This window comes from Agromyces sp. MMS24-K17 (assembly GCF_043950245.1).
In the GTDB taxonomy this organism is placed as follows: domain Bacteria; phylum Actinomycetota; class Actinomycetes; order Actinomycetales; family Microbacteriaceae; genus Agromyces.
This window is the reverse complement of the sequence record NZ_CP171640.1, coordinates 3821144-3841709: the sequence shown is the minus strand read 5'-3', so window position 1 is coordinate 3841709 and position 20566 is coordinate 3821144. Positions and strand designations below refer to the sequence as shown.

The 20566-nt window shown below is 72.6% G+C and carries 18 protein-coding genes and 1 pseudogene; 17 read left to right on the top strand and 2 right to left on the bottom strand.

What is annotated here, in order from left to right:
- Positions 1 to 142 precede the first annotated feature (142 nt).
- From ACGGZK_RS17615 to menC, 15 genes and pseudogenes are all read left to right on the top strand, one after another.
- A complete protein-coding gene (locus ACGGZK_RS17615; protein ID WP_395243917.1) occupies positions 143 to 1402 on the top strand; it encodes an ABC transporter substrate-binding protein in 1260 nt (419 codons plus the stop codon).
- A gap of 74 nt (positions 1403 to 1476) precedes the next feature.
- Complete coding sequence (locus tag ACGGZK_RS17610) at positions 1477 to 2418, top strand: carbohydrate ABC transporter permease (protein ID WP_395243916.1); 942 nt, start codon at positions 1477 to 1479, stop codon at positions 2416 to 2418.
- 122 nt (positions 2419 to 2540) lie between these two features.
- Positions 2541 to 3341: a carbohydrate ABC transporter permease gene (locus ACGGZK_RS17605; RefSeq protein ID WP_395243915.1), complete on the top strand. Its 801-nt coding sequence runs from the start codon at positions 2541 to 2543 to the stop codon at positions 3339 to 3341.
- Positions 3342 to 3349: 8 nt separating this feature from the next.
- Complete coding sequence (locus tag ACGGZK_RS17600; protein ID WP_395243914.1) at positions 3350 to 4618, top strand: family 1 glycosylhydrolase; 1269 nt, start codon at positions 3350 to 3352, stop codon at positions 4616 to 4618.
- Positions 4619 to 4819: 201 nt separating this feature from the next.
- Positions 4820 to 6151: an ABC transporter substrate-binding protein gene (locus tag ACGGZK_RS17595; RefSeq protein WP_395243913.1), complete on the top strand. Its 1332-nt coding sequence runs from the start codon at positions 4820 to 4822 to the stop codon at positions 6149 to 6151.
- Between the two features lie 147 nt (positions 6152 to 6298).
- Positions 6299 to 7249, top strand: a complete 951-nt coding sequence (locus ACGGZK_RS17590; RefSeq protein WP_395243912.1) for a carbohydrate ABC transporter permease — start codon at positions 6299 to 6301, stop codon at positions 7247 to 7249.
- Positions 7249 to 8193, top strand: a complete 945-nt coding sequence (locus tag ACGGZK_RS17585) for a carbohydrate ABC transporter permease (RefSeq protein ID WP_395243911.1) — start codon at positions 7249 to 7251, stop codon at positions 8191 to 8193. The genes ACGGZK_RS17590 and ACGGZK_RS17585 overlap by 1 nt, the downstream gene beginning before the upstream one ends.
- A 111-nt stretch (positions 8194 to 8304) precedes the next feature.
- The gene (locus ACGGZK_RS17580) at positions 8305 to 9816 is read left to right on the top strand and encodes an alpha-N-arabinofuranosidase (protein ID WP_395243910.1); all 1512 of its coding nucleotides are present in this window, start codon (positions 8305 to 8307) and stop codon (positions 9814 to 9816) included.
- Positions 9792 to 10913, top strand: a complete 1122-nt coding sequence (locus tag ACGGZK_RS17575; RefSeq protein WP_395243909.1) for an arabinan endo-1,5-alpha-L-arabinosidase — start codon at positions 9792 to 9794, stop codon at positions 10911 to 10913. The genes ACGGZK_RS17580 and ACGGZK_RS17575 overlap by 25 nt, the downstream gene beginning before the upstream one ends.
- Before the next feature lie 51 nt (positions 10914 to 10964).
- A complete protein-coding gene (locus ACGGZK_RS17570; protein WP_395243908.1) occupies positions 10965 to 12086 on the top strand; it encodes an FAD-binding protein in 1122 nt (373 codons plus the stop codon).
- A complete protein-coding gene (locus ACGGZK_RS17565) occupies positions 11969 to 12343 on the top strand; it encodes a D-arabinono-1,4-lactone oxidase (RefSeq protein WP_395243907.1) in 375 nt (124 codons plus the stop codon). The genes ACGGZK_RS17570 and ACGGZK_RS17565 overlap by 118 nt, the downstream gene beginning before the upstream one ends.
- 269 nt (positions 12344 to 12612) lie before the next feature.
- The gene (locus ACGGZK_RS17560; RefSeq protein WP_395243906.1) at positions 12613 to 13557 is read left to right on the top strand and encodes a hypothetical protein; all 945 of its coding nucleotides are present in this window, start codon (positions 12613 to 12615) and stop codon (positions 13555 to 13557) included.
- A 246-nt stretch (positions 13558 to 13803) separates the two neighbouring features.
- A complete protein-coding gene (locus ACGGZK_RS17555; RefSeq protein ID WP_395243905.1) occupies positions 13804 to 15081 on the top strand; it encodes a saccharopine dehydrogenase family protein in 1278 nt (425 codons plus the stop codon).
- The gene (locus ACGGZK_RS17550) at positions 15078 to 15992 is read left to right on the top strand and encodes a hypothetical protein (protein WP_395243904.1); all 915 of its coding nucleotides are present in this window, start codon (positions 15078 to 15080) and stop codon (positions 15990 to 15992) included. Before ACGGZK_RS17555 ends, ACGGZK_RS17550 begins: the two co-directional genes overlap by 4 nt.
- Positions 15992 to 17241, top strand: a pseudogene (gene menC / locus ACGGZK_RS17545) (o-succinylbenzoate synthase). The gene ACGGZK_RS17550 and the pseudogene menC overlap by 1 nt, the downstream one beginning before the upstream one ends.
- 46 nt (positions 17242 to 17287) lie before the next feature.
- On the opposite strand, the gene ACGGZK_RS17540 reads toward menC, so the two are convergent.
- On the bottom strand, positions 17288 to 17884 hold the full coding sequence (locus tag ACGGZK_RS17540; protein ID WP_395243903.1) for a CGNR zinc finger domain-containing protein: 597 nt from the start codon (positions 17882 to 17884) through the stop codon (positions 17288 to 17290).
- Between the two features lie 57 nt (positions 17885 to 17941).
- Between ACGGZK_RS17540 and ACGGZK_RS17535 the strand changes: the two genes are divergently transcribed.
- Positions 17942 to 18961, top strand: a complete 1020-nt coding sequence (locus ACGGZK_RS17535; protein WP_395243902.1) for a transporter — start codon at positions 17942 to 17944, stop codon at positions 18959 to 18961.
- 7 nt (positions 18962 to 18968) lie between these two features.
- Here the strand turns inward: ACGGZK_RS17535 and ACGGZK_RS17530 are convergent, their stop codons facing one another.
- Entirely contained in the window at positions 18969 to 19829 is an 861-nt protein-coding gene (locus ACGGZK_RS17530) for an aminoglycoside phosphotransferase family protein (protein ID WP_395243901.1), read from the bottom strand.
- A 220-nt stretch (positions 19830 to 20049) separates the two neighbouring features.
- Between ACGGZK_RS17530 and ACGGZK_RS17525 the strand changes: the two genes are divergently transcribed.
- A complete protein-coding gene (locus ACGGZK_RS17525; RefSeq protein WP_395243900.1) occupies positions 20050 to 20535 on the top strand; it encodes a hypothetical protein in 486 nt (161 codons plus the stop codon).
- Positions 20536 to 20566: the final 31 nt, after the last annotated feature.

Below are 20566 nucleotides of genomic sequence, written 5' to 3'. Positions count from 1 at the left end.
TAATACCCGGAATTCCGCAGGCTTGACGCGTGCCGCCGCGATGTTCATACTGTCTCTTACATCGATTACCTACATCGATTACCTACGGCATGGAACCGAGCCGGCAGACGCCCCGTCCCCGGCCGACACGAAGGAGTGCCCCATGAAACGAACCCTCGCGCTGGCGAGCCTCGGCGCGGCCGCCGTGCTCGCCCTGGCCGGGTGCACCGGCGGTGCGCCCGAGGCATCCGACGGCCCGGTCGAGCTGACCTTCTGGCACGGCTACACCGAGGCCGACGGCGAGGTGCTGCAGCAGATCGTCGACGACTTCAACGCCTCGCAGGACGAGGTCGAGATCACCACCGAGGTGAAGACCTGGGCCGTGATCGACGACACGCTGCTGCCCGCCCTCTCCGCCGACGAGGGCCCCGACCTCGTCGCGATGCCCGCCGAGCGACTGCCGGTCTACGCCGACCGCGGCGCATTCGTCGACCTGGGCGACTGGTACGGCAGCGACGGCAGCAACACCGAGGCGCTGAACCCGCAGGCCGTCGACATGGTCACCGTCGACGGCGCGCCCTACGGTGTGCCGACCGGCTTCGTGCCGCTCTCGGTCTTCTACAACAAGGCGCTCTTCGCGGCCGCCGGCATCACCGAGTTCCCGGAGACGTGGGACGAGTGGCGCGCCGCGGCCGAGCAGCTCACCGTCGACGCCGACGGAGATGGCACGCCCGAGCAGTACGGGCTCGCGCTGCCCGACCACGACACGGTGGCGAACGGGCTGTGGCCGACGCTGTTCTACGGCGCAGGCGGCGACCTCGTCGAGGACGCGGAGACGGCGGTCATCGACTCCGACGCGAACCGCGAGGCGCTCGAGTACTGGGTGTCGGCGATCCGCGACGGCAAGATCTCGCCCACCGGCCTCGACGGCATCGGCGCCGACGAGCTGTTCAGCTCCGGCAAGGCCGCGATGCACGTCGGCGGTCCCTGGATGGCGTCGATCGCGACCGACAGCGGCATCGACTACGGCATCGCGGCCGTCCCCGCCGGGCCGGAGGCGCAGGCCGCCTCCGCCATCGGCGTGGCGATGGGCGTCACCGCGCAGGCCGGCGAGGCCGAGACCGCGGGCGCCGAGGCGTTCTTCTCGTACTTCTTCGACCTCGACGTCGCGACCCAGTGGTCGCTCGGCTCCGGCTGGCCCCCGCTGCGCACGGATGTCCCGGCCGACGCCGTCGCGGAGAACCCGACCGTCGTCGCGCTCACGGAGATCGCCCCGACCAGTCGGGCGCTCCTGCCCGGCGTCGTGAACAGCGTCGACGTCCTCGACGCGGTCGACGACCTCACCCAGCGCGCCGTCGCGGGCGAGGACCTCGACGACCTGCTGCCCGCGGCACAGGACGAGGTGCAGGCGGCGCTCGAGTAGCGTCGGCCGCCCTCCGCCGCACCGAACCCGATCGGGGCCGCGGGCGAACCCGTCCGCGGCCCCTGGAGAACCACATGTCGAGCATCACGCAACGCCGGTACCGTCCGGCACCCCAACTGGGCGGCCGAACGCCCGTCGGGTCGACGAGGCGAACCTCGCTCATCGCGCTGGCCTTCCTCGCCCCCGCCCTCGTCATCCTCACGGTCTTCGTGGCCTGGCCGATGCTGTCGGCGCTCAGGCTCTCGTTCACCGACGCCTCCGGCTTCGGGAAGGAGGAGTTCGTCGGCCTCGACAACTACGTCCGCGTCTTCACCGACCCCGACGTGCTGCAGGCGATGGGCAACACCGCCTACTACGCGGTGCTGTTCACCCCGACCGCGATCATCGCGGCGCTGCTCCTGGCGCTGCTGGTCAACCACCGCCGGCTGCCGGCACGGGGTGCGTTCCGTACGGCGCTCTTCCTCCCGTTCATCGTGTCGCTCGCGGTGGCCGCCTTCGCGTGGTCGTACCTGCTCGACCCGCAGATCGGCCTGCTCAACCACTGGCTGCGTGCGTTCGGGATCCAGCTCGGCAACGTCCTGCAGGATCCGGCGCTCGCCATGCCGACCGTCGCCCTCGTCGCCGTGTGGAAGAGCTTCGGCTTCTACCTGGTGATCTTCATCGCGGGCCTCCAGGAGATCCCGGCCTCGCTGTACGAGGCGGCCCGCGTGGACGGGGCCACCGCGTGGCAGCGGTTCCGGCACATCACGCTGCCGATGCTCGGCAACACGCTCGCGTTCGTCATGATCGTCGCGCTCATCGCCGCGCTGCAGGCGTTCGACCAGATCTACGTGATGACCGGCGGCGGCCCGTACGGCACGACCCAGACCGTGGTCATGGAGATCTACACGTCGGGCTTCAAGAAGCTCGAGCTCGGCTTCGCCTCGGCGCTCTCGTACGTGCTGCTGCTCATCACGCTCGTGCTCAGCCTCGTCCAGTTCCGATTCTTCAGCCGTCGAGAGAAGGACGCGCAATGACCTCGCTCACGACCCGTCCGCCCTCGGCGACGATGCGGTCCGCCGACGCAGTCCGCGCCGCGCGCCGCGACGCGCGCCGTCCCGCGCGCCGACCCCGGCGCCGCCCGGGGAGGGCCGCCAGCGTGCTCCTCCTCATCGCCGCGCTGGCCGCCTCGGCCTTCGTGCTGCTGCCGATCGCGATCATCGCGTTCACCGCGTTCAAGCCGGTCGCCGAGGTGAACGCCTATCCGCCCACCCTGCTGCCCGAGACGTGGACGCTCGACAACTTCACCGCGATCTTCGACGAGCTGCCCTTCGGCCGCCTCGTGCTGAACAGCTTCGTCTTCGCGGGCGGCGTCACCGCGTTCGCCCTGCTGTTCGACTCGCTCGCGGCGTACGCGCTCGCCCGCCTGGACTTCCGGGGCAACCGGGTGCTGCTCGTCGCGATCATCGCGAGCCTCATGATCCCGTTCCAGGCGACGCTGATCCCCATCTACCAACTCGTGAGCGACCTCGGCTGGGTGAACACGTTCGCGGGCCTCATCGCGCCGCGCGCCGCCGACGCGTTCGGCATCTTCTTCCTCCGCCAGTTCTTCCTCTCGCTGCCGCGCGACCTCGACAATGCCGCGCGCCTCGACGGGGCATCCGAGTGGCGCATCTTCCGCAGCGTCGTGCTGCCGAACGCGAAGCCGGCGCTGCTCACGCTCGCCATCTTCACCTTCGTCAACAACTGGAACGACCTGCTCTGGCCTCTCGTCTTCACCACCGACGTCGAGATGGGCACCATCACCTCCGGCCTCACCCTGCTGACCGGTCCCGGCGGGATCATCCCGCAGGGCGTCATGATGGCCGGCTCCCTCATCGCGGTGCTCCCGCTCGCGATCATGTTCCTCCTCGTCCAGCGCCGCTTCATCGAGAGCGTCGCGTCGACCGGCCTGAAATGAGGCATCCGTTGCACAACTGGTACACCGAGGGGCCGCTGCGGTTCGGGCTCGGCATCGAGAACACGTTCGTCCCGCAGGGCGGCCCCGGCCTCCGGTCGATCGACGAGTACGAGCTCACCGAGCACTACGCGAACTGGCGCGGCGACCTCGACCTGGCCGCGGAGGTCGGGGCCGAGTTCCTGCGCTGGGGCATCCCCTGGCACCGGGTGAACCCGGAACCCGGCCGCTGGGACTGGGCGTGGACCGATCGGGTGATCGGCCGCATGGTCGAGCTCGGCATCCGTCCCGTCATCGACCTCCTGCACTACGGCACGCCGCTGTGGCTGGAGGGGCAGTTCGCGGCGCCCGACTACCCGCAGCGGGTGGCCGAGTACGCGGTGGCGGCGGCGGAGCGGTACGCCGACCTCGTCACCGACTACACGCCGGTGAACGAGCCGATGATCCACGTGCTCTTCTGCGGCGAGTACGGGTACTGGCCGCCCTACCTGCAGGGCGAGGCGGGCGCGGTGCGGTTGGCCCTCGCGATCGCCGACGGGTTCCAGGCGACCCAGCACGGCATCCGCGAGGTGCTGGGGGAGCGGGCGACCTTCGTGCACGTGGATGCCTCGATGCGCTACGTCGGCGCGATCGATGCGCCGGAGCACCGGGAGACCGCCGAACGGCTGCGGCACCAGGCCTTCCTCGTCGAGGACCTCGTGACGGGAAGCGTCGGGGCGGGGCATCCGCTGCTCGAGATGCTCCTGCGGAACGGGGCCGACGAGCGGGTGCTCGCCGACCTCGCCGCACGCCCCGCCCGACCCGACGTCATGGGCGTGAACTACTACCCGCGGCACTCGACCGAGGTGTTCGAGGCGGGGGTCCGCCATGGCGGCGGCTTCGCCGACCCGCGGCCGACCCGCGACGACGGCGCGGCCGGCCTCGGCGAGATGCTCGTCGAGTACGGGCGACGGTACGGCGCGCCGGTCATGGTGACCGAGACCTGCGTGACGGGGACCGTGGCCGAGCGCATCGACTGGCTCGGGGCATCCGTCGCCGAGGTCGATCGCCTGCGCGCCGAGGGCGTCGACGTCGTCGGGTACACGTGGTGGCCGCTGTTCGACATGTACGAGTGGACGTACCGCCACGGCTCCGGACCGCGGGCGGACCACCGCCTCTCGATGGGCCTGTACGAGCTCGTCGAGTCGCCGACCGGCCTCGAGCGCCGTCGCACGCCGGTGGCGGACGCGTTCGCGGCGGCGGCCCGGCGGCCTGCGGAGGTGCCCGCGGGCCGGGCCTGAGCGAGGGGCGAGTGGACGAACGGCCGGGTCATCCGACCCCGGCCTTGACAGGCGCGCATCCGTTCGGTTTAGATACCTCTACAACGTTTACTTACAACGTTGTACAAGACTCGGACTCAGCGCGGAGCACCCCCTCTCGCGCTCGGCACGAGCCCATCGCCAGACAACGGTGTCGATACACCGCGAGAGGAAACCACAGCAATGAAGAGGAAGCTCCTGGCCGCGTCCGGCGTCGTCGCCGTCGCAGCGGCCGCACTGACCGGCTGCTCCGCCGGAGCCTCGGACGAGGCCTCCTGCACCAACAAGATCGTGAACAAGGACGCCACCCAGGTGAGCGTCTGGGCGTGGTACCCCGCGTTCGAGGAGGTCGTCGACCTCTTCAACAACACGCACGACGACGTCCAGATCTGCTGGACCAACGCCGGCCAGGGCAACGACGAGTACACCAAGTTCTCGACCGCCCTCGAGGCGGGCTCGGGTGCACCCGACGTGATCATGCTCGAGTCGGAGGTGCTGTCGAGCTTCTCCATCCGCGACGGCCTCGTCGACCTCACCGAGTACGGCGCCGACGATGTCAAGGACGACTACACCGCCGGTGCCTGGAAGGACGTCTCGAGCGGCTCGGCCGTCTACGCGATCCCGGTCGACGGCGGCCCCATGGGCATGCTGTACCGCAAGGACATCCTCGACCAGTACGGCATCCCGGTGCCCACCACGTGGGACGAGTTCGCCGCCGCCGCGCAGGCCCTGAAGGACGCGGGCGCCCCCGGCGTCCTCGCCGACTTCCCGACCAACGGCCGCGCCTACAACCAGGCGCTCTTCGCCCAGGCCGGCTCGGTGCCCTTCACGTACGACAGCGCCAAGCCGACCGACATCGCGATCGACGTCAACGACGAGGGCTCCAAGTCGGTGCTCGCGTACTGGGACGACCTGGTGAAGAAGGGCCTCGTCGCCACCGACGACGCGTTCACCGCCGACTACAACACCAAGCTCGTCGACGGCTCGTACGCCATCTACGTCGCCGCGGCCTGGGGCCCCGGCTACCTCTCGGGCCTCGCCGACGCCGACTCCGACGCCGTGTGGCAGGCCGCTCCGGTGCCGCAGTGGGACCCGGCCAACCCCGTCCAGATCAACTGGGGCGGCTCGACCTTCGCGGTGACCAGCCAGGCGAAGGACAAGGAGGCGGCCGCGGTCGTCGCCAAGGAGGTCTTCGGCACCGAGGAGGCGTGGAAGATCGGCATCGAGCAGGCCGCGCTGTTCCCGCTGTGGAAGCCGATCCTCGAGTCGGACTACTTCCGCAACCTGGAGTACCCGTTCTTCGGCGGCCAGCAGATCAACAACGACGTCTTCCTCGACGCCGCGGCCGGCTACACCGGCTTCACCTTCAGCCCGTTCCAGAACTACGCGTACGACCAGCTCACCGAGCAGCTCGCCGCGATGGTGCAGGGCGACAAGAGCTCCGACCAGGCGCTCGACGACCTGCAGGCCTCGCTCGAGAAGTACGCGACCGAGCAGGGCTTCACGCTCCAGTAGTCGTGGAGTAGGAAGGGGGCGGGCGACCGCTCGCCCCCTTCCTCGCGGTGAGGCGGATGCCCCGCCCCGGGCATCCCGCCGGGGCATCCGCCCCGCCGCCCCACCGCGACCCGACCGGCCGCCTGCGCCTCACAGAAAGCAGCACCCATGACCACCACCCTCGCCGGAGGCACGGCGACCGCGACGAACAGGCCCGAGCGGCCCGGCCGCCGCGGCGCGAGCCTCGAACGCAAGCGCCAGCGCGTCGGATGGCTGTTCGTCACGCCCTTCCTCGTCGTCTTCGCGCTGTTCCTCGTCTTCCCCCTCTTCTACGCCTTCGGCATGAGCCTGTTCACCTCGACGCTCGCCACCGGCACGAAGTTCACCGGGCTCGCCAACTACGGCAAGGCGTTCACCGACCCCCTCTTCCTCGAGGGCATGCTCCGGGTCGCGGCCTTCGCGCTCGTGATGATCCCCCTCCAGATCTTCGTCGCCCTCGTCGCGGCCCTCGTGCTCGACAACCTCGCGACCTGGCTCTCGAAGACCTCGCGGCTGCTGATCTTCGCGCCGTACGCCATCCCCGTCGTCATCGGCGCCCTGATGTGGAGCTTCCTCTACAGCCCGCGCTTCGGCCCGGCCGGCACCCTCTTCGACCTCGTCGGCCTGCCGACTCCCGACTTCCTCGGCCCCGACACCGTGTTCGCGAGCCTCGTCAACATCGTGACGTGGCAGTGGTCGGGCTACTACATGGTCGTGATCTACGCCGCACTGCGCTCGATCGACCCGTCCATCTACGAGGCCGCCCGCATCGACGGCGCGAACGGGTTCCAGACCGCGACCCGCATCAAGGTGCCCATGATCTCGTCGTCGATCGTCATGGCGGTCACGTTCGCCCTGATCGGCACGTTGCAGTTCTTCACCGAGCCCGTCGTGCTCCGCAACATCGCGCAGGGCACGATCGACGCGGCCTACACCCCGAACATGTACGCCTTCTCGCTGGCGTTCTCGTACAGCCAGTTCAACTACGCCTCGACGATCGCCTTCTCGCTCGGCGCGATCGTGTTCGTCGGCTCGTACGTGTTCCTCTTCCTCACGCGCAAGCAGAGCGGACTGAAGTGATGTCCATCGTCCGAACGCAGCCCTCCACGCAGGCGCACACCACCGTCACCGGCCTGCCCACCCGCGAGCACCGCGGCGCGGGCCGCAGCAAGCGCGGGGCGCCCGGCGGCCGCCGGATCGGCTCGCACGTCTTCCTCGTCATCCTCGCGATCTACTTCGTCGTGCCGATCTGGTGGCTCTTCGTCGCCTCCACGAAGAGCACCGCGGGCCTGTTCGGCAGCCCGGCGTTCTGGTTCGAGGACCCGGCGAACTTCTTCACGAACATCCAGGGCCTGTTCACCCACCAGGGCGGCATCTACTGGCGCTGGCTCGGCAACTCGTTCCTCTACGCGTTCACCGCCGGCATCGGCGCGACGATCCTGTCGATCCTCGCCGGGTACGGGTTCGCGAAGTACCGGTTCCGCGGCCGCGGCGCGGTGTTCGGCGTCGTTCTCGGCTCCGTGATGGTGCCGCTGACGGCGCTGACGATCCCGACGTTCATCCTGCTCAGCCAGTACGGCCTGATCGACACGCCCTGGGCGGTCATCCTCCCGTCGCTGCTGAACCCGTTCGGCGTCTACCTGATGCGCATCTACACGCAGGACGCCGTGCCCGACGAGATGCTCGAGGCCGCCCGCATCGACGGTGCGGGGGAGTGGCGCACGTTCTTCCAGGTCGCGCTGCCGCTGCTGCGCCCCGCGATCGTGACGGTGCTGCTGCTGGCCGTCGTCGGCACGTGGAACAACTTCTTCCTGCCGCTGGCCGTGCTCACCGACCCGACCCTGCTGCCCGTCACCGTCGGCCTCAACCGCTGGACCGCGCTGTCGAACGCCGGTGCGGGCGGCGAGCAGGTGTGGAACCTCATCACCTCGGGCGCCTTCATCTCGGTGCTGCCGCTGCTGCTCTCGTTCCTGTTCCTCCAGCGCTACTGGCAGGGCGGTCTCGCCATCGGCAGCGTGAAGTAGCCCCGCCGCGGCCGGGTCGAGCCCCGACCGCCCCCACGACCACGACGACGGATGCCCCGAGCGGGACCTCCATCGATGACCCATGCACGATCGACCCAAGGAAAGACCTCCATGCCCAGCGCACGCCTGACCATCGACCCGCACTTCGCGGTCGGCACCATCGACCGGCGCCTCTTCGGCGGCTTCGTCGAGCACCTCGGCCGCCACGTCTACGACGGCATCTACGAGCCCGGCCACGAGTCGGCCGACGCCGAGGGCTTCCGCACCGACGTCATCGACCTCGTGAAGGAGCTCGGCGTCTCGACGATCCGCTACCCCGGCGGCAACTTCGTGTCGGGCTTCCGCTGGGAGGACTCGGTCGGCCCGCGCGCCGAGCGCCCCCGCCGCCTCGACCTCGCGTGGCACTCGACCGAGACCAACGAGGTCGGCCTGCACGAGTTCGACGACTGGCTGGCGAAGGTCGGCAGCGACCTGATGCTCGCCGTGAACCTCGGCACCCGCGGCACCCTCGAGGCGCTCGACCTGCTCGAGTACTCGAACCTGGCCGGCGGCACCGCGCTGTCGGAGCGTCGCATCGCGAACGGCAAGACCGACGCGTTCGGCGTGAAGATGTGGTGCCTCGGCAACGAGATGGACGGCCCGTGGCAGCTCGGCCACCGCTCGGCCGACGACTACGGCAAGGTCGCCTCGCAGGCGGCGAAGGCGATGCGCCAGCTCGACCCGTCGATCGAGCTCGTCGTGTGCGGCTCGTCGAGCGCGCACATGCCGACGTTCGGCGAGTGGGAGCGCGTCGTGCTCACCCACACGTACGACGACGTCGACTTCATCTCGTGCCACGCGTACTACGAGGAGAAGGACGGCGACCTCGGCTCGTTCCTCGCCTCGGCGGTCGACATGGACGGCTTCATCGAGACGGTCGTCGCGACGGCCGACCACGTGAAGGCGGTCCGCGGCAGCGACAAGACGATCGACATCTCGTTCGACGAGTGGAACGTCTGGTACCTCTCGCGGTTCCAGAACGTCGAGAAGATCGAGGGCATCGACAACTGGCCGGTCGCCCCGCGCCTGCTCGAGGACGTCTACTCGGTCGCCGACGCGGTCGTGTTCGGCAACCTGCTGATCTCGCTCATCCGCCACGCCGACCGCGTGCGGTCGGCCTCGCTCGCGCAGCTCGTCAACGTGATCGCCCCGATCATGACCGAGCCGAACGGCCCGGCCTGGCGCCAGACCACGTTCTTCCCGTTCTCGATCACGTCGCGCCTGGCGCAGGGCGAGGCCCTCCAGCTGAAGCTCGACGCGCCGACGTACGACACGAAGGACTACGGCACGGTGCCGCTGGTCGACGCGGTCGCGACGCACGACGCCGAGACCGGCCGGTCCGCCGTGTTCCTCGTGAACCGCAGCCAGGAGGAGGCCGTCACGCTGACCGTCGACATCGCCGCCCTCGGCGACGTGTCGGTGCTCGAGTCGCACCTCATCGCCGACGAGGACGTGTACGCGAAGAACACGCTCGCCGACCGCGAGCGCGTCGCCCCGTCGACGAACGACACCGCCTCCGTTGCCGGCGGCGAGCTGACGATCACCCTGCCCCCGGTCTCGTGGACCGCGCTGTCGCTCGGCTGAACGGCCCGACGGCGATGACGGATGCCCCGGCCCGCGGTTCCCGCCCGGCCCGGGGCATCCGCCCGTTCCGGGGCATCCGCCGCCTGGTCGCGGCCGCGTCGGCCGCGCTTCTCGCCGTCGCGCTCGCGGGCTGCGCGCCCGCGGGCCCGTGGGAGCTGACCGGCGACCTCGCGACGCACGACCCCGCGCTCGCCAAGCAGGGCGACACGTGGTTCGTGTACTCGACGGGCAACGGCACCATCGCCGACGGCAACATCCAGGTGCGCTCGTCACGCGACGGGAGGTCGTGGCGGTACGCCGGCGAGGTGTGGGACGAGAAGCCCGAGTGGCTCCGCGAGGCCGTGCCCGGCGTGCAGAACCTGTGGGCGCCCGAGCTCGTCGAGCACGACGGCACCTGGTACCTGTACTACTCGGCGTCGACGTTCGGGAAGAACACGTCCGTGATCGCCCTCGCGACGAACTCCACCCTCGACCCCGACGATCCCGCCTACGAGTGGGTCGACCGGGGCGTCGTGATCGCGTCGAGCCCGTCCGACGACTTCAACGCGATCGATCCGGGCGTCGCGACCGACGCCGACGGCACCCCGTGGATGGCGTTCGGCTCGTTCTGGAGCGGCATCCGCGAGGTCGAGCTGGAGTGGCCGAGCGGCCTGCGCGCCGGCACGGCCGACGGCGCCGGCAGCGGCGCCGCCTCCGGCTCCGGCGAGGCGGCAGCCGAGCCGCTGCGGCTCGCCGACCGCGGCTCGCCGCCGAACGCGATCGAGGCGCCCTACCTGCTCGAGCACGACGGCGACTGGTTCCTGTTCGTCTCGCGCGACAGCTGCTGCCAGGCGGCGGACAGCACGTACAAGATCGCGGTGGGCCGGGCGGATGCCCCGACCGGGCCCTTCGTCGACCGCGACGGGGTGCCGCTGCTCGAGGACGGCGGCACGATCCTCGCCGAGACCGACGGGTCGCGCATCGGCCCGGGCGGCCAGTCGGTCGCCGATGGGATGATGGCGCTGCACTACTACGACGGCGACCTGAACGGGCAGTTCCGGCTCGCGCTCGTGCCGCTGCGGTGGGACGGCGACGGCTGGCCCGTGCTGGACTGGTGACCCGGTGATCGACCCGACCCGGTGGACGACCCGACGACGATGGGGAAGCGGATGACGACGACCGACCATGACGAGCAGGCCGGCCCGGCGGGCCGCAACTGGGCGGGGAACCTCGCCTACGGCGCCCGCCGACTGGTGCGGCCGACGAGCATCGACGAGCTGCGGGCCGTGCTCGCCGAGGGCGGCCCCGTGCGCGCGCTCGGCAGCCGGCACTCCTTCAACGACCTCGCCGACACCGACGGCACGCTCATCGCGACCGACGGGCTGCCCGTCGAGGTGACGGTGCTGACCGAGGCCGGCGAACCGGTCGCCGTGCGGGTCTCCGGCGGCCTCCGCTACGGCGACCTCGCACCGCGCCTCCAGGAGCTCGGCCTCGCGCTCTCGAACCTCGCGTCGCTGCCGCACATCTCGGTCGCCGGCGCGGTCGCGACCGGCACGCACGGGTCGGGCGACGGCATCGGGTCGCTCGCGAGCGTCGTCCGCGCCGTCGAGCTCGTCACCGCCTCGGGCGAGCTCGTGACCATTCGTCGCGGCGACCCCGACTTCGGCGGCGCGGTCGTCTCGCTCGGCGCCCTCGGCGTCGTCGTCGCGCTCGAGCTCGACGTCGAGCCGACGTACGACGTCGCCCAGACCGTCTTCGACGCGCCCCGCTGGGACGCGATCCTCGACGACCTCGACGCGGTCACCTCGCTCGGCACCAGCGTCAGCATCTTCACGACATGGAACAACGCCGACGTCGCCGACCAGCTCTGGGTCAAGCAGCGGATGCCCCACGCCATCGCCGACCCCGACGCGCAGGCACCCGCCGGCCCGGTCGACGTCGACGGCGACCTTCCCGTCGACGAGGCCGTGGTCGACGCCGTCGCGCTCGCCGCGGCCGCGGCCGAACGGCTCGGCGCGACGGTCGCCGACGGCCCGAGGCATCCGATTCCCGGCGTCGTGGCCGACGCGTGCACCGAGCAGGGCGGCGTGCCAGGCCCCTGGTTCGAGCGCCTGCCGCACTTCCGGCTCGAGTTCACGCCGTCGGCGGGGAGGAGCTCCAGACCGAGTACCTCGTGCCGCGCGCCGACGCCGTGGCCGCGATCACCGCCGTGCGTGCGCTCGCGCCGAAGATCGCCCCGTTGCTGCAGGTCAACGAGGTGCGCACCGTGCGCGCCGACGACCAGTGGCTGAGCTCGGCGTACGAGACCGACGTCGTCGGCCTGCACTTCACGTGGATCAAGGACCAGCCCGCCGTCGAGGCGTTCCTCCCCGAGCTCGAGGCGGCGCTCCCCGCGACCGCGCGGCCGCACTGGGGCAAGCTCTCGACGATCCCCGGGGCCGACGTCGCCGCCAGGTACCCCCGCTGGGACGACTTCCGCGCGCTCCGCGCCCGCCTCGACCCCGACGCCCGCTTCCGCAACCCCTTCCTGGCCCGCCTGGGCCTGTAGCCCCGGGCCGTTCCCTCCCGCCCGCCTACCCTTCCGGCCCGCTTTCCCTCCCGGGCCGTTCCCTCCCGTCCCGCTTTCGCGGATGAGGAGAAACTCGCCCGCCCCCGGCGTGTCGCGCCACGACACGCCGGGCCTCGTCGAATTCCTCCTCATCCGCGGACGGGCACCCCTGCCGGAACCCGTCCTCCACAGCGGGCAGCGCTGCGCGCGCGCCCACGAACTGCCGCCCTGGCGCCGTGCCGGATGCCTCGGCGCGTCACCCTCGGCGGATGACCGACCCCCACGTCGTCCTCAGGAGCCTCGGCGAGGTCGCCCACATCCGAACGCTGCGCCGGCACGGCGTCGCCGACGCCGACCTCCGTGCGCAGGTCCGGTCGGGGCGACTCCGGCGGCTCCGCATCGGCTGGTATGCCAGCCGTTTCGCCGACGCCGACCAGATCGCCGCCGTGTCGCTCGGCGGACGGCTCGGCTGCGTCACCGCGCTCGGAAGGATGGGTGTCTGGTCGGGAGCGGATGCCGCGCTCCACGTCCATTTCGAGCCGAACCGGTCCGGCCCGCCGCAGGTGCCGGATGCCTCGCGCGAGTCATCCGCCCCGGCCGTGGCGCATCCCCGCACGCTGGACGACCGCCGAGTGGTGGCACGCCTGAGCGATCCGAGGGTGCCGCCCCGCTCGCACTGGCGACCCGAACCGGAGCCCGACGCGGCGCTCGATTGGGTCGTCTTGCCGGCGGGCGCCCTGGCCGAGGCTCTGCGGTGCCAGCCGGTCGAACACGCGCAGGCCGTCGTCGACACGATCGTCGGCGCCGGCATGCTCACGCGCGGTCAAGTCCAGCGGATCGTGGAAGGTGCCCCAGACCGCGTCGGCATCGTGGTCGACGAGCTCAGCGGATGCGTCGGATCGGGCGCCGAGTCGTTCGGGCTGCGTCGGCTCCGGGCGGCCGGTCACGAGGTCCGCCCGCAGTTCCAGCTCGCCGGGCACGGCCGGTTCGATTCCCTGGTCGACGGATGCGTGCTGTTCGAGGTCGACGGGTGGGAGTTCCATCGCACGAGGGAGCAGTTCATCCTCGACCGCGAGCGGACGTTGATCGCGCAGTCCTTCGGCCTGCCGGTCGTGCGCGCGGCCGCGACCAAGGTCATGCGCGACTGGCCGACGGTGCTCGACGCGGTCGAACGAGCCGTCTCCGACGCGAGGGCGCTCGGACGGCACCGATGACCCCGGCCGGGATCCTCCGCCGGAGCCCCCATCCGGTCCCGCACCGGATGAGGAGAAACTTGCGGCCCTGCGGCGTGTCGCGCGGCGACACGCCGGGCCGGGGCGAATTCCTCCTCATCCGGTGAACGGCGGGGCGGGGCGGGGCGGGGCGGGGCGGCGGGACTGGTCGGCGCGCGGGGCGGATCGGCGGGCCCGGGCGCTGTCGGGACTGGACAGCGGGACGGGGGCAGGGGCTAGCGTCGTCCCATGCGCATCCTCCTCGTCGGCGCCGGAGGCGTCGGAGACGCCATCGCCAAGATCGCCGCCCGTCGCAGCTTCTTCGACCTGCTGGTGGTGAGCGACTACGACCCGGCCCGCGCGGAGCGCACGGTCGCGTGGGTCCGGGAGCGCCACGGCGACGAGGTCGCGGCCCGGTTCGCCGCCGCGCGCATCGACGCGAGCGACCCCGAGTCGGTGGCCTCCGTCGCCCGCGAGCACGGCGCGACCCACGTGATGAACGCGGTCGAGCCGAAGTTCGTGCCGGCCGTGTTCGCCGGCGCGCTCGCCGCCGGGTGCGACTACCTCGACATGGCGATGAGCCTGTCGGAGCCGCATCCGACCGATCCGTACGCGCAGACCGGGGTGAAGCTCGGCGACGACCAGTTCGCCCAGGCGGGCGACTGGGAGCGCGCCGGCCGGCTCGCGCTCGTGGGCATGGGCGTCGAGCCCGGCCTCAGCGACGTGTTCGCCCGCTACGCGGCCGACCGGCTGTTCAGCGAGGTCGACGAGCTCGGCACGCGCGACGGCGCGAACCTGGTGGTGCGCGATGAGGCCGGCAACGAGGTGTTCGCCCCGAGCTTCTCGATCTGGACGACGATCGAGGAGTGCCTGAACCCGCCCGTGGTCTGGGAGGACGGCGACGGCTGGTTCACGACGCCGCCGTTCAGCGAGCCCGAGGTGTTCGAGTTCCCCGAGGGCATCGGGCCCGTCGAGTGCGTGAACGTCGAGCACGAGGAGGTGCTCCTCATGCCGCGGTGGATCGACGCGAAGCGGGTGACGTTCAAGTACGGCCTCGGCGAGGAGTTCATCGGGGTGCTGCGCACCCTGCACCTGCTCGGGCTCGACTCGACGACGCCGCTCCGGGTGCGCAGCGCCGCAGGACCCGTCGAGGTCGCGCCGCGCGACGTGGTCGCCGCCGCGCTGCCCGACCCGGCGACGATCGGCCCCCGCATGACGGGCAAGACCTGCGCGGGCGTGTGGGTGACGGGCACCGGCGTCGACGGGCAGCCGCGCGAGGTGTACCTGTACCACGTCGCCGACAACGAGTGGACGATGCGCGAGTACGGCTCGCAGTGCGTGGTCTGGCAGACCGCGCTCAACCCCGTGATCGCGCTCGAGCTGCTCGCGACGGGCGCGTGGTCGGGCACGGGCGTCCTCGGCCCGGAGGCGTTCGACGCCGATCCGTTCCTCGAGCTGATGGCGCGCGCCGAGGCCGACGGCGGGTTCGGCCAGCCGTGGGGCATGGAAGACCGGCTCGCCCGATGACCGATCCCGGCCCACCCGTCGCACCGCCGACCGACCCGCGCGCAACTCACGGGGCCGTCGACCTCCCCGACCCGGTCGCGCTCGCCGACGCGTGGGACGCCGCCGCCGGCGTCGTGACGCGCCCGGCCCGCGTCGACGAACTGGCCGCCGCCGTCGCGCGCTTCGACGCGACCTGGGGTGCCGGTCGCGGCCCCGACCGCACGATGCTGCAGGCGATCGCGCACGCGGGCAACACGGTGCTGGTCGCGGTCGACGCGGGCGAGGCGGATGCCCCGGGCAGGGCGGATGCCCCGGGCGAGGCGGATGCCCCGGGCGAGGCGCAGGCGCCCGCCGACGAGCTGCCCGTCGGCGCCGCGCTCGGCTTCCTCGGCTGGAGCGACGGCCTGCACCTGCACTCCCACATGAACGCCGTCGACCCGGCCCGCCGCGGCCGCGGCATCGGCATCGCGCTGAAGCTGCGGCAGCGGGCGATCTGCCTGGCGAACGGCGTCGACGAGGTCCGCTGGACGTACGACCCGCTGATCCGCCGCAACGCGCACCTGAACCTCGTGCGCCTCGGCGCCGAGGTCGCCGCCTACCACCCCGACTTCTACGGCGACCTCCGCGACGCGATCAGCGGCGTCGACCGCAGCGACCGGTTCGAGGTGCGCTGGCGGCTGGATGCCCCGCGCGTGCGCCGTGCGCTCGCGCGGATCCCGGCACCGGTGTGGCGAGCCGACCCCGCCGTCGGCGCGCTCGCGCTCGTCGCGGACTTCGAGGCGGTCCGGGCGGCGAGCGCCGAGACCGCGGCCGAGCTGCGCGACCGCTCGCGGGCGGCGTTCGCCGAGGCGGCGCGCCGCGGCCTCCGGCCCGAGCTGGATGCCTCGGGCGACTACGTGTTCACCGCCGACGATCCCGACCGGGAGGCCTGATGTCCGAGTCCACCACCGAACCGGGCGCCGCGCGCGCCGACGCGTCGCCGCCGGTCGTCGAGGCCGTCGAGCTCCACCGGCTCGAGGTGCCGCTCGTGCGCCCGTTCGAGACCTCCTTCGGCCGGGAGACCGTGCGCGAGGTGCTGCTGGTGCACGTGCGCACCGATCGCGGCGACGGCTGGGGCGAGTGCGTCGCCGGGCGCGACCCGTTCTACTCCGGGGAGTACGTCGACGGCGCGGCATCCGTCATCGAGCGCTACCTCGCACCCGCGCTGGTCGCCGCGTCGGCCGCGACGCGACCCGGGGCATCCGGAACCGCCGCCCACGACGCGGCCGAGCTGCCGCCCTCGCTCCGCGCGATCGCGAGCGTGCCCGCGGCCGCGGCGGTCGCGCCGACCCTCTCGTTCGTGGCCGGGCACCGCATGGCGAAGGCCGCGTTGGAGGCGGCCGTGCTCGACGCCGAGCTCCGTGCGCAGGGGCGGTCCATGGCCGAGTGCTTCGGCGCGGTGCGCGAGTGGGTCGACTGCGGCGTCTCGGTCGGCATCGCGCCGACGCTGGAGGAGCTGCTCGACGAGGTCATGGGCTACGTCGAGGAGGGGTACCGGCGCATCAAGCTGAAGGTGAAGCCGGGCTGGGACCTCGTGCCGGTCGGTGCGGTGCGCGAGGAGCTCGGCCCGCGCGGCCTGCTGCAGGTCGACGCGAACACGGCGTACACGCGGGGGACATCCCGCTGCTCGCCCAGATGGATGCCTTCGACCTGCTGCTGATCGAGCAGCCGTTCGCCGAGGAGGACCTCGAGGCGCATGCGCGCCTGGCCCGCGCGTGCGAGACGCCGGTGTGCCTCGACGAGTCGATCCTCGACGTGACGACCGCGGTCGACGCGATCGACCGGGGCGCGACCTCGGTGGTGAACATCAAGCCGGGGCGCATGGGCGGGTACCTCGAGGCGCTGCGCGTGCACGACGCGTGCGCTTCCCTCGACGTGCCGGTGTGGGCCGGCGGCATGCTCGAGACCGGCGTGGGCCGGGCCGCGAACGTCGCGCTCGCCGCGCTGCCCGGGTTCACCCTGCCGGGCGACACGTCGGCGTCGTCGCGCTACTTCGCCGAGGACCTGACCGAGCCGTTCGTGCTCGGCGACGGCGAGCACCGCGGGCAGTTGCGGGTGCCGGATGCGCCGGGCACCGGCGTGACCGTGCGGGAGGAGCTCGTCGCCGAGTGGGCGACCCGCCCGCCCGTCGTCGTGCGCTGAGGCGGCGCCGACCGTCGGGTCCGGCCGGATGCCCCGACCGTCGAGCTCAGGCGCCGGCGCCTCCGGCGCGTGCCGCGTGCCGCGCGACCCGCGCCCGGTTCCCGCACCCGTCCGCGGTGCACCACTGCCGCTTCCGGTTGGCCGCGACGAACAGCATGCTGCACGTCGGCGACGCGCAGCGGCGCAGCCGCTCTGCGTCGGGCCCGGTGACGAGGTCGATCGCGTCGCGGGCGATGGCGGCGAGGATGCCCCGCCCGTCGTCGTCCGTCGCCCAGGCGGTCTCGCGGTGGAGGGCGCCGTCGTCGACGACCAGCCGTTCGGGCGCGGCGACGGCGGCCGCTGCGCGGTTCACCTCGGCCACGGCGGCCGGGTCGTAGGCGTGGCCGCCGATCCGGGCGTCGAGCACCGATCGCAGCGCCGCGCGCAGGGTGCGGACCGACGCCGCGTCGGGCCGGGCGGAGCCGTGGGGGAGCCGGGGCGCCTCGAGCGACCAGAAGGCGTCGATCGCGTCGTCGACGAAGAGGTCGACGGCGGGCGTGCGGGCGAGCTTCCAGGTGTTGGCGAGGTCGACGGCGAGCGGTTCGCCGAGCAGGGTGAAGCCCGCGGCTCGGGCGGCGGCGGGATCGATCGCGGCGGCTTCCATACGGCCAGTCTAGCGGACTAATGGATTTAACAACACGAAAGCGTTAGTGTGGCCGACATGACCACGACGCATCCCACCGCTCCCGCGGCCCGCGTGCCGCTGAACACCCTCGCGATCGGCTTCGGCCTCGCCGGTCTCGCCTCGCTCTGGTCCGTCGCCGAGACCTCGCTCGGCGCACCCGCCGCGATCGCCGACGCGCTCTGGATCGTCGCCGGCGTCGCCTGGGTCTGGCTCCTGGTGGCCCACGCCCTCCGCGGGCGCCGCAGCGCCGACCGGCTCGTCGATCAGCTCCGCCACCCCGTGCAGGGGCCCGTCGCCGCGCTCGCGCCCGTCGTCGGCATGCTCCTCGGCGCACGCCTCCACCTCGTCGCACCGGCCGCCGGCACCGTGCTCGTGCTCGCCTCGATCGCGGTGTCCGCCGGGTTCGCCGGATGGATCCTCGCCCAGTGGACCCGCGGCGGCCTCGACCTCGACGCCGTCCACGGCGGCTACCTGCTGCCGACCGTCGCCTCGGGCCTCGTCGCGGCCGTCGCCGCGGCCCGCATCGGCCTGACCGCGCTCGCCATCGGCGCGTTCGCCGTCGGACTGGTGTTCTGGGTCGTGCTGTTCGCCGTGATCCTCGCCCGCCTGGCCGCCCGCACCCCCCTGCCGGCCCCGCTCGTGCCGACGCTGGCGATCCTCGTGGCGCCGCCCGCCGTCGCGGGCGCGGCGTGGATCGCGATCACCGGCGAGGTGCAGGGTCCGGCGCACGACGCGTTCCTCGCGCTCACCGTCGTGCTCGTGCTGATGCAGTTCGCGCTCGCACCCCGGTTCGCGCGGCTGCCGTTCTCCCTCGGCTTCTGGTCGTTCACGTTCCCGTACGCCGCCGCGGCCGGGTACCTCGCGACCGAGGCCGCCGTCACGGGCGCGGTCGTCGGCGTGGTCGCCGCCTGGGTGCTCGTCGCCGTCGGCACGGCCGTGATCCTCGCGATCGCCGCCCGCTCGCTGGTGCCCGTCGTGCGCGGGCAGGGCACCGCCCCGATCGCGCCTGCCCCGCCCGGCGCCGTCCCGGCCGGAGCCGCCCCGGCCGCCCGGTAGCGCCCGGTCAGCGTCCGCCGTCGCCGAGGCCGAGCGCGAGCTCGCCGATGGCGGCGGCGGATGCCGCGTGCTGGTCGTCGCCCTCCACCGCGAACCAGGCCGACGAGAGGGCGCACCACGCCACCAGCCAGTCGGCCAGTCGCCCCGGCTCGACGCCGCCCGCCTCGGCGGCCACGGCGAACTGCCGGCCGAGGCGGCCGGGCTGGAGGGCCCGCTCATGCGACGGGTTGCACAGCACGTTGCACAGGTCGAACGTCGACTCGCCGATGAGGCCCTTCGGGTCGATCGCGAGCCAGCCGTGGGTGCCGAAGTCGAGCACGTTGCCGTGGTGGAGGTCGCCGTGCAGCACGACCTCGTCGCGGGGGTCGTCGAGCAGGCGCTGGGCGACCTCGGCACCGCGCCGATGCAGCGGGTCGAGGTCGTCGGCCCGGGCGAACAGCTCGCGGAACCAGGTGCGCAGGTCGATGAGCCGGGGCGCCGGCTCGAAGCCGAGCACCGCGGGCGTCGCGTGGTGGAGGCGGGCGGCGGTGGCGACGATGATGCGGGTCGCGTCGTCGTCCTGCCCCGCCCGGACCATGCGTACGAGGTCGCGGGCGCCGGTCGCCCGCTCCACGAGCACCGCGTGCCCGTTCCAGCGCAGCACGCGGGCGGCGCCGCGACCCGCGAGGGCCACGAGCAGGCCGTTGCCGCGGGCCTCCTCGTCGACCCGCGCGACCTTGAGCATCGCCGGCTCGCCGCGGGCGGTCAGCACCGGCTGCAGCGTGCTCGACGCCGTCACGATCAGGTCGCCGTCGGCGCGGAGCCGCCACCGCCGCAGCCACGCCGCGTCGGCCGCGTGCCCGGGGTCGACGGGACCGATGTCGCTCACGAACGGACTCCGCACGGGGCATCCGCTCGCACGGGGGTGATTCCGACCCGGGCCCGCGCCGCCTCGTCGACCATCCTCCGAGTATGTCGCGGTGAGGCGGCGCGCGAGCGCCCGTGCGCGGCATGGCGGCGTACGCGCCGCGGTCCCTCCCGACGTGGCTCGCCTCCCGGCATGGGCTCCGCCGCTACGCTGAGCCCACCCGTGGCCGGAGGGAGGCAGGATGCGTCGTCTCCTCGAGGTGCGGATCGTCCGCTGGCCAGGCAAGCTCGCCTACGTCGTCGGCGTGATCGCGGCCGGCTGGGTGCTCGGCTCGCTCCTCCGGGCGCTCGGTGCACCGGGGGTGGTGACGCTCGCGATCGGCCAGGTGCTCGACCTCGCCGCGATCCTCTACGCGGCGCGCGTGTTCCGCGGACGCGGCGAGCCGGTCGCGCCGCCGCGCGCGTGGTGGCAGATGACCGCGTGGGCGCCGGCCGCCTGGACGATCGGGCTCGTCGCCCTCTACGGTGCCATCACCTCGCTCGTCGTGCTGTTCGTGCCGAACCCGGAGTTCGCGCCGTACACGGCGACGCCGGACCTCGTGGCCTCGGCGGCGATCACGACCGGATGGCTGGCGCTCGTCGCCGCGATGTACCTGCACTCCGCCGGTCGCTCGCGGCGGGCACCCGCCCGGGAGCAGCCACCTCGGTTCCGTCCCATGGTCCGGTGAGCCGGTGAGCCGGTGAGCCGGGGAGCTCGCG

Coding starts and splice junctions, on each gene's coding strand:
- ACGGZK_RS17580 (WP_395243910.1), top strand. CDS start 8,305: ATGCCCAGCGCACGCCTGACCATCGACCCGCACTTCGCGGTCGGCACC.
- ACGGZK_RS17560 (WP_395243906.1), top strand. CDS start 12,613: ATGACCGACCCCCACGTCGTCCTCAGGAGCCTCGGCGAGGTCGCCCAC.
- ACGGZK_RS17555 (WP_395243905.1), top strand. CDS start 13,804: ATGCGCATCCTCCTCGTCGGCGCCGGAGGCGTCGGAGACGCCATCGCC.
- ACGGZK_RS17595 (WP_395243913.1), top strand. CDS start 4,820: ATGAAGAGGAAGCTCCTGGCCGCGTCCGGCGTCGTCGCCGTCGCAGCG.
- ACGGZK_RS17535 (WP_395243902.1), top strand. CDS start 17,942: ATGACCACGACGCATCCCACCGCTCCCGCGGCCCGCGTGCCGCTGAAC.
- ACGGZK_RS17570 (WP_395243908.1), top strand. CDS start 10,965: ATGACGACGACCGACCATGACGAGCAGGCCGGCCCGGCGGGCCGCAAC.
- ACGGZK_RS17615 (WP_395243917.1), top strand. CDS start 143: ATGAAACGAACCCTCGCGCTGGCGAGCCTCGGCGCGGCCGCCGTGCTC.
- ACGGZK_RS17610 (WP_395243916.1), top strand. CDS start 1,477: ATGTCGAGCATCACGCAACGCCGGTACCGTCCGGCACCCCAACTGGGC.
- ACGGZK_RS17540 (WP_395243903.1), bottom strand. CDS start 17,884: ATGGAAGCCGCCGCGATCGATCCCGCCGCCGCCCGAGCCGCGGGCTTC.
- ACGGZK_RS17525 (WP_395243900.1), top strand. CDS start 20,050: ATGCGTCGTCTCCTCGAGGTGCGGATCGTCCGCTGGCCAGGCAAGCTC.
- ACGGZK_RS17585 (WP_395243911.1), top strand. CDS start 7,249: ATGTCCATCGTCCGAACGCAGCCCTCCACGCAGGCGCACACCACCGTC.
- ACGGZK_RS17590 (WP_395243912.1), top strand. CDS start 6,299: ATGACCACCACCCTCGCCGGAGGCACGGCGACCGCGACGAACAGGCCC.
- ACGGZK_RS17550 (WP_395243904.1), top strand. CDS start 15,078: ATGACCGATCCCGGCCCACCCGTCGCACCGCCGACCGACCCGCGCGCA.